Source organism: Flavobacterium galactosi (assembly GCF_048158585.1).
Taxonomy (GTDB): domain Bacteria; phylum Bacteroidota; class Bacteroidia; order Flavobacteriales; family Flavobacteriaceae; genus Flavobacterium; species Flavobacterium galactosi.
The window spans coordinates 190,766-202,858 of sequence record NZ_JBLNKV010000006.1; the positions used below are offsets into that span (position 1 = coordinate 190,766).

General features: G+C 35.2%; 13 protein-coding genes. 7 read left to right on the forward strand and 6 right to left on the reverse strand.

The window, feature by feature from the left end:
* Position 1 precedes the first annotated feature (1 nt).
* From ACM55M_RS14015 to ACM55M_RS14040, 6 genes are all read right to left on the reverse strand, one after another.
* Positions 2–862 carry a 3-hydroxyacyl-CoA dehydrogenase family protein gene (locus ACM55M_RS14015; RefSeq protein WP_416858280.1) on the reverse strand — a complete coding sequence of 287 codons (861 nt, stop codon included), beginning with the start codon at positions 860–862 and terminating at the stop codon, positions 2–4.
* Positions 863–904: 42 nt separating this feature from the next.
* Complete coding sequence (locus ACM55M_RS14020; RefSeq protein ID WP_416858281.1) at positions 905–2,029, reverse strand: bile acid:sodium symporter family protein; 1,125 nt, start codon at positions 2,027–2,029, stop codon at positions 905–907.
* Between the two features lie 46 nt (positions 2,030–2,075).
* Positions 2,076–2,639, reverse strand: a complete 564-nt coding sequence (locus ACM55M_RS14025) for a 3-keto-alpha-glucoside-1,2-lyase-like domain-containing protein (RefSeq protein ID WP_416858282.1) — start codon at positions 2,637–2,639, stop codon at positions 2,076–2,078.
* Between the two features lie 185 nt (positions 2,640–2,824).
* Entirely contained in the window at positions 2,825–3,931 is a 1,107-nt protein-coding gene (locus ACM55M_RS14030; protein WP_416858283.1) for a hypothetical protein, read from the reverse strand.
* A 3-nt stretch (positions 3,932–3,934) separates the two neighbouring features.
* Entirely contained in the window at positions 3,935–4,720 is a 786-nt protein-coding gene (locus ACM55M_RS14035) for an IclR family transcriptional regulator (RefSeq protein ID WP_416858284.1), read from the reverse strand.
* Positions 4,721–4,790: 70 nt separating this feature from the next.
* Positions 4,791–5,207: a VOC family protein gene (locus ACM55M_RS14040; RefSeq protein ID WP_416858285.1), complete on the reverse strand. Its 417-nt coding sequence runs from the start codon at positions 5,205–5,207 to the stop codon at positions 4,791–4,793.
* Positions 5,208–5,335: 128 nt separating this feature from the next.
* Here ACM55M_RS14040 and ACM55M_RS14045 point away from each other — a divergent pair, with 128 nt between their 5' ends.
* The 7 genes from ACM55M_RS14045 (at position 5,336) to ACM55M_RS14075 (ending at position 10,847) form a co-directional block, all read left to right on the forward strand.
* Positions 5,336–6,169 (forward strand): HTD2 family dehydratase, encoded by an 834-nt coding sequence (locus tag ACM55M_RS14045; RefSeq protein ID WP_416858286.1) that lies wholly within the window; start codon positions 5,336–5,338, stop codon positions 6,167–6,169.
* Between the two features lie 6 nt (positions 6,170–6,175).
* A complete protein-coding gene (locus ACM55M_RS14050) occupies positions 6,176–7,393 on the forward strand; it encodes a CaiB/BaiF CoA transferase family protein (protein ID WP_416858287.1) in 1,218 nt (405 codons plus the stop codon).
* Between the two features lie 131 nt (positions 7,394–7,524).
* Positions 7,525–8,739: a 3-oxoadipyl-CoA thiolase gene (gene pcaF, locus ACM55M_RS14055; protein WP_416858288.1), complete on the forward strand. Its 1,215-nt coding sequence runs from the start codon at positions 7,525–7,527 to the stop codon at positions 8,737–8,739.
* Between the two features lie 7 nt (positions 8,740–8,746).
* Positions 8,747–9,559, forward strand: coding sequence for an SDR family NAD(P)-dependent oxidoreductase (locus ACM55M_RS14060; RefSeq protein ID WP_416858289.1), 813 nt, complete (start codon positions 8,747–8,749; stop codon positions 9,557–9,559).
* Positions 9,560–9,579: 20 nt separating this feature from the next.
* Entirely contained in the window at positions 9,580–9,819 is a 240-nt protein-coding gene (locus tag ACM55M_RS14065) for a hypothetical protein (RefSeq protein WP_416858290.1), read from the forward strand.
* 19 nt (positions 9,820–9,838) lie between these two features.
* Positions 9,839–10,156 (forward strand): cupin domain-containing protein, encoded by a 318-nt coding sequence (locus ACM55M_RS14070; RefSeq protein WP_416858291.1) that lies wholly within the window; start codon positions 9,839–9,841, stop codon positions 10,154–10,156.
* A 40-nt stretch (positions 10,157–10,196) separates the two neighbouring features.
* Positions 10,197–10,847, forward strand: a complete 651-nt coding sequence (locus tag ACM55M_RS14075) for a nuclear transport factor 2 family protein (RefSeq protein WP_416858292.1) — start codon at positions 10,197–10,199, stop codon at positions 10,845–10,847.
* Positions 10,848–12,093: the final 1,246 nt, after the last annotated feature.

Sequence of the window (12,093 nt, forward strand, 5' to 3'; positions counted from 1 at the left end):
CCTATTGCTCATAATCATAAAAACCCTTCCCTACTTTTTTCCCCCATTCTCCTTTTGTAAATTTCTCAACAACAGTGGGAGAAGGTCTGTCTGTGGGGTCGCCACTTTCCTTATATTTTTCCATTCCTACATGATAGGCTAAATCTAAACCGGTAAGGTCTAATAACTCAAATGGTCCCATCGGATAGCCTAATCCATTCATGGCGGCTGTGTCTATATCTTCAAAACTTGCAACGCCCATATCAAGTAGTTTTAGGGCTTCCTGTCTTGTGGCTTGCAAGAGACGGTTAACCAGAAAACCGTATATCTCTTTGTAAAGTAAAACAGGTGTTTTATTCATATTTTTTGCAACATTCATTACTGAATCAACTGTTTCCTCTGAAACGTGTGGTCCTTGTACTACTTCAACCAATTTCATCACCAAGGCAGGATTAAAAAAGTGCATATTGCAAACTTTCTCAGGTCGATTAGTTGCATCTGCAATTTTAGAACTTACGATGTACGAGCTATTCGTAGCCAAAATTGTATGAGCAGGACAAATTTTATCTAAGTGAGCAAAGAGTTCTCTTTTTACTTCTAATTTTTCAATAATGGCTTCAATTACAAGATCAGCTTCAACGACCGCTTCTTCAATTGTTGGGACAAAAGCAAGGTTTCCTAGAGCTTTGTTAGCCGCTTCTTCGCTTAACTTTCCTTTTATTACCCTTTCTTTCAGATAATTATCTGCAAACGAAATTGCTTTTGCCAGAATATCAGGATTGGTATCTGTACATTTTACTTGAAATCCAGACATAGCTGCACATAAGGCAATCTGGTGACCCATATTGCCTGCTCCAATGACGGTAATTTTACGTATTTCCATAGTTTTCTTTCATTTAGTGATGAATCATAATTGAGAAATCCTTCAAATCGACTCAGTAGATTTATTTTTATTTAGGATTAATAATTCTTTATTTTCATTATCTTTTTTTCGCCACCAATTTGATAACATTGACCCTGAAATAGTCATCCAAGGCACAGCTATCACTGATGCTAAACCAACGGTTGCTATTTTTCCCATTTGTAAGGCGATTCCAGAAGCAAGCCCTCCATTTTGCATACCTACTTCCAAGGAAATTGTACGACATGATGCTTCGTCCAAACCCATAAACCTCCCACTCCAATAGCCTAGCAGATAACCTATTGTATGGTGAATCATTGCTGATAAAAATAACAATGGCCCAATTTCTAATAAAGAATCTCTACCCGATGAGACAATAACAATCATCATCATCAAAACACCCAACATTGAAATTTTGGGCAACATGGTCTGTAACCTTTTCACACCATTTATAAGGAATCTATTGACAAGCAGACCCAATATTATTGGTAAAATAATGATTTCAGCTACATGCAGCATCATGGCCTGTAAATCAATAGCGACATATTGGCCTGCTAATAATTTCATTAACAAGGGAGTCATAAACGGTGCCACAAGAGTAGAAATCGCAGCAATAGTAACCGATAAAGGCATATTGGCTTTGGCAATAAACGCTAAAACATTTGAGGTTACTCCACTTGGTACCGAACCCATCAATATTACACCAGCAGCTATTTCGGGAGGAAAGCTAAAACTTTTGGCCAAGGTAAAACCGACTAAAGGCATAATAGTGAAGTGACTAACTAGACCAATCAAAACCGCCTTGGGCGTTTTAATAACACCTTCAAAGTCTTTCAGACTCATTTCTGTACCCATCGTAAACATTATCAACTGGATAAGCGGAACTATAAAACCCGTGAACTTAAAATCTCCAATTTTTTGAAAATATTGTGGATAAAAAAAACCGACTGAAACTGCAGCCATAACCCAAATCGTAAACGACATTTGATTTAAAATTGAAACGTTTCGGCCTCCAATTGCTAAACATATAAGTGAGCTCACAAGAAAAGGATCTGTTGCCAATATTCCACCTCCAAAAATCAACATTCCTATCGCTAAAAGCCCTAAAATGGCGGAACTTATAAGTAAGAATTTATATGCTTTTCCCATAAATAATTAGTTAGTTTTATATTTTTTTTCAAATGTCAAAAATCACTCATTGTTTCGTTATTTTCAAGTCTCTAAAATACCCTTCTGTTCCAATTTCTACCCAAAGCCCAATGCCACCTTGGGTATTTTCGCCCAATTTTAAGTCATTGACAATCAAAACAGGGTATTTGCTATTATTTAAAAACAATTGGGCTTCTTTCCCTTTTACCTCGATTCGCATCGTAATCCATTCGTTTAAGCCCATATCTGAGTATGATTCGTACTTTTCAGGGCTTATTTGCCTTAGTTTATCGAATTTGAAATCGGGATAAGCATAATATTGAATGCTATGATTGCGTCTTATCTGATCATCAGAACGACCATTTGTAGGGCGTATATAAATGGATTCGTATTTTGTGTTTTTATCGTCAATTCTGAAAGAGATACCGATGAAACCTCTTGCAAAGGCTGGTGCATTTTTTAACAAACGGCTCAAAACTTTAACTTCGATACTACCATTTTTAAAATTCAAATCTTTTATTCTGACAAAAGTAGGTTCGTCAACAAGTTGCACCGTAGTATCTTTCACCACTTTCAGTACTTCTTTATTATCTAAATTTTCAAATGACATAGCTACTTGTTTAGGCTCAAGCGTCTTATTATTTAAATTGATTTTTTGAGCCGATAAACTTTTACAAACAATTAAAAAACAAACAACAAAAATGTATTTTAAATTTTTCATTTTATTGAATTTAGATTTGCCACAAATAATAAAAATTGAGCCCGTTACTCCACACTTATTTTATCGTAATCTAATTATTTTGTAAACAACCCAGCCCCCAAATTCGAGCCTAATGTACCTGATTTGATATGCAAATAAAATTTATCGGTTTGGTCCTCTATTATTTCTAATTTCCCTTCTTTTTTTAGGATTACATCCTTACTTACTTTTAGTTTTTCTGGATTTGCATTTTCGCCAAATCCATGTGCACCACCACCTTTGTTTACATAAGAATTATAACCTACTATAATTGAATTTTCAATCAAAAAGGATTCTTTTTCATCTTTATCTAAAATCCATAGTACATTGGCATTGCTGATAACATTGCTGTAAAATTTGAAATCGTTTGTGGCAGACCAGGTCCAAACAATACCACCATAACTATTAATTATAAGATTATGGTGCATTGAAGAGTTAGAGACTGGATTTTTCCACATTACTACAGCATCTTTAACACCGTAAAAAACGCAATGATCAACTTCAAGAGCCTTTCCATTTGCTAAAACCCCAAGATGATTTGGAATCGCAAATTTATCTCCCAAAAACAAACATTGGGTTATTCTTAAATCTTCTAAATCTTTTCCTTCCCAAACGATTGGATAATTTCTAATTAGCATGCCTTTTGATGGATTTTCGTGCACTGGTTCGCCTAAAATCCTTAATCCTTGAATAGTGGCATGGCTGTTTTGAATTAGAATACCAAAGTTTTGACTTCCAGTCACTTGTCCTTTGTCATCTTTTTCTACTGAAAAAGACATGGTAGAAATTAATACGGGCATATCTGAAGGATTCCAACTTATGTCATCAGGCAATATTTCAGCACGAATAATAAGTCGGTTGGCTTTAGTGAACTTATAATTTACAGGATTGAAATCAGCAGTCTCATTCATACCATAGATGCCCGATGACAAGTAAACGGTGATAGCACCTCCGTCACTTGCTTTATTTACTCGTTTTGCCGCTTCATTCAAAGTTTTTAGAGGACTTTCCTTTGTTCCTGCATTAGTATCGTTACCCTTATAAGGATTCAAGTAAATATCATACCCCTTAATTATTGAAGTGGTTTGAGCATTCACTAGAAAAGTGAAGTTAAAAAAAAGACAAAACAATAATACTAATTTTGTAAATTTCTTATTTGACATAATTCAATTATTTGCGTTTATATTAGTTATTGCTATTTTTTGACTCAGATTTGACACACATTCTCTTAACATTTCTTCTACCTGCTCATGCGTAAATTGGTTCGTTCCATCAATTCTAGCTAACATAGGAACTGTCATCGCTGCTACTGCATTTCCATTCATATCCAATATAGGAAATGAAATGGCGTGAAGTCCTGCATACTGTTTACTCTTTATGGACGCGAATCCTTTTGAAATTACTTCCTTTAGACCATTACTAAAAGTTTCAATCTCAGTCTCTGATGAATTTGGAAGACTCTCTCGAATTCTGATTTCTTTGATGATCTGGTCTTGAAAAGCCAGCAATACCATACCAGATGCTGAAGGAGCAACCTCAATTTCAGAGCCTACCCGAGTCATAAAACCAAGTCCATTTGGTGGCTGAATTGACGCTATAACAGTTTGAAAACCATTATTGTAAACTCTCAAATCACAAGGAAAAGAAACTGCTCTTGATAAACCCTCCATAATTGGAAGTGCTTCAGTCAACAAACGATAAGTAGGAGGATGAAAATGTGACAATTGAAACAACTTAGAAGTAATGGTATAAACATTGCCGTAGTTGGCAACATAATTCCTTTGCACTAAACAGTTCAACATACGATAAATTTCCCCCAATTTTCTCCCAAGTTGAGCAGCAATTTCTTGCTGTGTAAGTCCATTTTCACACGTACTAAGAACTTCTAAAATATCTAAGCCTTTTTCTAATGCTGGGGCTGAATAAGCTCCATTTTCTTCTTTGTCTTTCATACCTTGTTTTTTATTACGTTTATTTTAGATAAATATCCGCTATTTTAAGTAAAATAAACCGTAAATCAAATTACATTCCTATTTGATGTACTTCGATGATATTTCCATCTGGGTCATGAAAGAAGATTTGATACCAACCAGCTAATGCCCATTTACCATAGTCAGCATAGGGAACATTCTGCTCTTCTAATTTCTTTTTAAAAGCTTCTATGTCATCAGTTCTAAAACAGAAATGACCATTTTTGATTGGATTAATCCATTGCTTCATGCGGAATCCTGCATCATTATCTTTCTGTGTGATATGAAATTCTACCTCTCCATCGGTTAGAAATTCAACTTGACCATCATAACGATTCACTGTGTCCTCGGTCGTCAAACCATGTTCTTCGTCTTGAAGGCGATTTAAACCGAATATCGATTGATAAAAATTTGATAATCTTGACACATCTTCTGTGCATAGATTCATGTGATGATACTTAAATTTCATGTTTTGCGAATTTAATATTTGTTGTTTCTTTTGCAAATATGAAATATTATTTTCAAATATGAAAAAATAAATTGTATTTTTGTTGAAATTAATATTAATTCACTTTTTTGTGAGAATTATTGAACAATATGCAAGATTACATTTTAGCATCTAAAACTCAAACAAATGAGCAATGTAGTCCTACTATGGTACGTCGTGTGGCTGCTATGTTAGACTTAGATACTCGTTCTTTTTCAGAAGGAGGTATATTACCAAAAGGATGGCATTTTTTTATGCTAGCTGGTGAAACACCAAAATCCGAATTACGCCAAGATGGATTCCCTGGTTTGGGTGTTCCTATTCCTGACCTTGGGCTGCCAAGATTGCTTTTAGGAGGAAGAACTGCAGCCTACAATGGTGACATTGTAATAGGTTCAGTAGTAGAAAAAACGAGTTTTATTAAAAGCATAGTAGAAAAAACAACTAATTCAGGACCAATGGCAATTGTAACAATCCAACACGAATTACGTCCTGTTACTGCATCAATTCCCGCCATTATTGAAACCCAAACTTACATTTTGCTAAGTGCGAGTACCGCTTCGAAGAATTCTGAAAAAATACTTTCTCAACCTATTGAATCGAAACATCAGAAACAGATAACTCCTGATGAAACAATTTTATTCCAATACTCTGCATTGGGATTTAACTCTCATAAAATTCACTTGGATAGAGGTTATGCTCAAAATATTGAAGGACTTCCAGATTTGGTAGTAAACGGTGGTTTGACTACACTTTTATTAACCGAATTTATGAGAACCAATTTAGCGCTGAAACTAACAGATATAAAAGTAAAACATATTGCACCACTCTATTGTAATAGACCAATGATCCTGACTGCTGAACAAAAAGAAACTAGCTGGGAATTGAAAGTTTATAATGATAATAATGAAATAGCAGTAGAAGCGGAAACTAACATAAAATGATTGGATATGAAGTTTGAACCATTAAAAGGCATCAAAATATTAGATTTAACATCCGTGGTTGTTGGCCCTGTAGCTACTTGGCGATTGGGGCAGTACGGAGCAGAGATTATCAAAGTTGAAAACCCATCGGGAGACCTCATGCGTGGTCTTGGAGGAATGTCACCAACGGGACAACATTCTGGGGCTTACTTGCATCTCAACAGAGGAAAAAAGAATATTTGTCTCGACTTAAAAAAAGAAGTTGGAAAAGAAATCATTCAAAAATTAGTAGAATGGTGTGATGTAATTGTTGCCAATATGCGCCCGGAAGCTTTGGAGCGTTTGGGCTTAGATGCAAATACAATTCGATCGAAATATCCAGAAAAAATATATTGTTTAATAACAGGCTATGGCACAGATGGACCTTATTCAGGATTACCAACTTATGATAGTGTTTTACAAGGTGCTTCAGGTATTGCGGGACTCACGATGGCACGTGATGGAAAACCAGCTTATGTACCTATGTTAATTTGCGATCATGTTGTTGGAGAAATTACAGCAGGTACAATCATGGCAGCCTTGATGCAACGCCAAAATATAGGAATAGGAGCTAGTCTTGAGATTCCAATGTTTGAAACAATGGCATCTTTTGTTTTGCAGGAGCATTTAGCGCAACAAAGTTTTGAACCGCCTGTTGGTCCTCCAGGTGACCTTCGCCTTTTAAGTCCGCATAATCAGCCTGTTAAAACAAAGGATGGATATATTTCCTTTACCATAAATACTGATACTCAGGTACAATCCTTTTTAAAAATAACGGATAGAGCTGAATTACTCCATGATGAACGATTTATAACTGTGGCAAGCAGGGCAAAATATGTTTCAGAATGGTTTGAAATTCGTGGTGCAGCACTTGATAATAAATCCACTGATGAATGGCTTAAAATATTTCGAGAAACGGATCTACCCGCTATGCCTTGTCATACACTAGAAACATTAACTAATGACCCACATTTAAAGGCTGTTGCGCTAATTGATTTTGAAAATCATCCAACCGAAGGGAAAACTGCTGTAATTCGTTCCACGATAAAAGTTGATGGCAATTATCCTTCGGCACGTTCTACTGCAGCGCCCTGTGGATGGGACACTACCGAAATTCTTAGTGAATTGGGATATTCCGAAACGGAAATGGAAAAAATTTTAATAGAAAAGGCAGCCTACAATTATAAAGGCTCAAAGCAATCATAAAACAGCTATGAATTTATTAAGCTATATTACTAACAATTTTTAATCCGATGAAATCGCCATGATTCCAAAACACAAACTGGAGTGAAGAATAGCGATACCATATTCCTTTAAAAAATAAATATTATCTACATATGAAACAATCATATATCATTGATGCTATCCGAACGCCAATAGGTAGTTTAGGAGGCACTTTATCAGCTCTTCGTGCCGATGATCTCGCAGCATTACCAATTAAAGAACTAATCAAAAGAAATCCAAATTTACCAACAGAGCTAATTGACGATGTGATTTTAGGTTGTCATAACCAAGCGGGGGAAGACAATCGAAATGTAGCTCGAATGGCTTTACTATTAGCCGGAATACCACACACCGTTCCAGGCGAAACAGTCAATCGTTTATGTTCTTCAGGAATGTCGGCGATTATTCATGCCAATAGAGCTATTAAAGCTGATGATGGTGCTATTTTTATTGCGGGCGGAATGGAGCACATGACCCGTGGCCCGTGGGTGATTTCTAAAACATCAAAACCTTTTGGCAATGATGCGCAACTGTTTGATAGTAGTTTTGGATGGCGATTTATTAATCCAGAAATGCAAAAATTATACGGTACCGATGCAATGGGCATAACCGCTGAGAATTTGGCAACAATGTATGGAATAAGCCGTGAAGATCAAGATTTGTTTGCATTTCGCTCACAGCAAAAAGCATTTATTGCACAACATAACAGCATTTTAGCAGATGAAATCATGAAAATTGAAATGGCTGATAGAAAAGGTAATATCACTATTTTTGATACAGATGAATTTATTAAGGGCAGTACAACACTAGAAATCCTCTCCAAATTAAACCCCATTTTCAAGAAAGAAGGAGGAACAGTAACCGCAGGAAATGCTTCTGGATTAAATGATGGAGCTGCTGCCATGTTGATTACTTCGGAAGAAGCATTAAAAAGACACCATTTTATTCCAAAAGCAAGAATTGTATCATCGGCGGTAGTAGGTGTAGAACCTCGAATTATGGGAATTGGCCCTGTTGGAGCGACACAAAAAGCATTACAAAAAGCAGGTTTAACCCTCGACCAAATAGATGTATTTGAATTCAATGAAGCTTTTGCCGCTCAATGTTTAGCGGTTACTCGAAATTTGGGAATTGCCGATGATGACGTTAGAGTAAATCCGAATGGTGGAGCAATTGCACTTGGACATCCACTCGGAATGTCGGGTACTCGAATCATACAAGCGGCTATGAATGAGCTACAACGTTCAAAGAAAAAATATGCACTTGCCGCTATGTGCGTTGGCGTTGGGATGGGTTATGCCGTAATAATTGAAAATCTTACTATTTAGAAAACATATGAAAAATATACACTCAAACGAGGATAAAAAATACAATCACCTACTGTTAGAAAACAAAGTCTGTGTGATTGTCGGGGCTGCATCTTTACGCAGTATCGGATATGCTACGGCAGAACTTTTTGCAGCTCATGGGGCTAAATTAGTCCTTCTTGATTTGGTAATGAATGCGAAAATAGCCAATGAGGTTGGTACTTCCATCGCTTCACAAATAGGTCATACACCTGACATTATTTATCATCAATGCGATATACGAGATATCTCAGATTGTGATAAAGTGATAGAAATGGCAGTAGCACATTTTGGGACTATTGACTGCTTAGTGAATTGTGCAGGCATTGTAAAATCAGAAGGAATGTTGTCTATCACTGATGAAGCGTATGATTTGATAATGGATGTAAACCTTAAAGGTACTTTCAATATTTGTAAAAGTGCTTTGAAAATATTTACTGAAAAGCAAGCTGGAGTTATCGTCAATTTATCATCTTTGTCGGCTCAACGTGGTGGCGGATTGGTAGGAGGTACTCACTATGCCGCTTCAAAAGGTGGAGTTATTAGCCTTACTAAAGCTATAGCTCGAGAATTTGCACCCATGAATATTCGAGCGAATGTAATTTGCCCAGCCATGATCGAAACCAGTATGCTGGATGGACTTTCGGAAAAACAATTGAATGATGTGATTTTGGGAATTCCATTAAAACGTGTTGGTAAAACGATAGAGTTAGCAGGTACTTGTCTTTTTCTAGCTTCCGACCTTTCGGGATTCATTACTGGTGCTACAATTGATGTTAATGGTGGAATCCATATTCATTAAAAGGTACAAACAATTTCGGAATGGACATATTATTAAAATACTATGGTTTAGATTGGCTAGCAATGGCTTCAAGTTTGTTAGCCGTTTATCTAATAGGGAATAAAAACCGAATAGGTTTCGCTTCCTTTATGCTTGCTAATGCGCTTTGGATATATTTGGGAATTTTTAGAATGCAAAGTTTTGGCATCAGTATAGGCAATGTATTTTTTCTAATCATGAATTTTAGAGCGTATCTAAAATGGAAAAAAGTTCAAGAGTAAAAATAATTAAACTAAAAAAATGATTGAAGTAGACACACTACCACAAAATGAAATAAAAGAAGGATTCAAAGCAAGGTTTGTTCATACAGAAAATTTCACCTTGGGTTACTGGGATGTCGAAGAAGGGGCGATTTTGCCCATGCACGCACATTTCCATGAACAAGTTACCCAAGTTTTGGAGGGGAAATTTGAATTGACCATTGCCGAGGAAACAAAAATCTATGAAAAGGGACAACTTGCTGTGATACCTCCTAATATTTTACACGGAGGAAAAGCAATTACAAAATGTAAGATATTTGATGTATTTTGTCCCGTTAGAGAAGATTACCAAATTTAATTTTTAGGTGTTTTATCAAATCAATTTTAAACTATCAAAAATGAAAAGCCAAGCTAATTTTACTATAAGATTTGTATTGTATATTGCATTTTTATTAATTTCTAATCTACTTTCTGGGCAGAAAGTAGAGGATAAAAACAAAATAGGCAACTCGACTCTTCATAAACAAACAAGTACTTTGAATACAGAACAACTTCTCGCACGCATTATAGCCACTGAGGACCAACTTGAAATCCTAAACCTTCTTGCAGGTTCTGCTTTTAGTTCTGATGTAGCATCTGAATCGTATTGGACAAAAATGTTTACAGAAGATGCCACCTTTGACCGAGGTGCAGCACGGCAAGATAAAGGTCGATATGAAATCTTGAAAATCGTCAATGCACCTGAACAGAAGGAGGCTATCAAGGGCGGAATGACACATTTAGCAATGCTTCCTCTTATCTCGCTAAATGGTGATACTGCAGTAGCCACAGGTTATTTGCTGATAGTGATTCCAGACACAACAGCCTCTCATGTGCAACTTCCCGGTAAAGGAACTTCTACTGGATTTTCTATTTATCAACTAACAGTGAACCAATGGAAACTCTTGCGAACTACAGATGGCTGGAAAGTCACTAATCGCACAGTAAGACCCATATCAAGCGCCGATTCTCGTGCTATTCTTCAACAAGCAATTGAAGTGAAGAAATAGTTGAATAATTTTAGAAGCAAAAAACGTATCCGCTTTCTGTTAATTTTGTTTTTTCTAAAAAAATTCTATAAAAACACCAGATACCTTTAACTTTTATATTGGTTTCATACAGTCTCTAACTTGGCTCTACTCCTATTTTTCGTTTACTCATTTGCGCCTTAATAAATGGTGCAAACCTATATACTCAACATTGGATTGTAGCGTGAACAACTGAAACTCCCACATTTTTATTATCTACTAAAGACCTCTTTAAATCAACGCAAACCTAAGTTTGAAAAATATTGTCTTAAGAATTATAGATTTTGAAGAACAATGACCTTTAGTATTCAAGAATTGAAGGATTAAAAAAAAATGAAAGGTAAAGGTTATTATTAGATGTGACAGAGCTAAAAACAATCCGCATAGACTTTATTAATTATTAAATTTACCTCTAGATCAATAAAAAATATTCTATGTCTAGAAAAATTTTATTAATGTGTTCCAACCACTGGGTTAATGTGTTCTTTCAAATACTTTAGAGGTTCAAAAAGCGTCATCTAAAAAAAGTATCGATATTTGTTTATTTTTATTTTGTCTTATTTTATTCAGATTAGAACCTTATTCATACCTCGAAGTCTGTAAACTTTGGTAAAACCTAGGTTGCTAATTTCTGCATCGGGCAATCACTATTATTTATAATCTTAATTGTCGTTACAATTAAGTATATAAATTCATAGTTATATTGTAACTACATTCTCTAAAAATAATTAAATAAATTTGAAAAATAGAATTTAACTTTAATAGCTTCCATATAGTCAGTTTATTTAAATCATGTATAAATTGGTTTGGAAATTGTTTTGAGATAGTAACATTACAAAGCAATTTAATTTTATAGTTTTACTTATTATTTTATTACTCTAGTCCTTAAAGTGTTCGACTGTGAATTAGAGTTCGACAGTCGAACTCTAACGTCTCCTTTATGTACTTTTAACTTTAAAAAACTTAGAATTATTAAAAAACGTCAAAAACACTTAGTTAAAAATTTTAAACTTAAAAAGTAATTATCAAAAAATAAATTTTAAACAACTCAAAATCAACATATTAAAATATAATTTTAAGCTATCAAAAAAAATTAAGATCGGTATAAGGTGTTCGATTGTAACCCCAGCGACTCCCATAAAAGGAGATGTATCGAACACCTCTCCTTTTTATTATAAATATATGTAAATCAATTATTTACACACAAAACAATAAGCGTTCGACATCC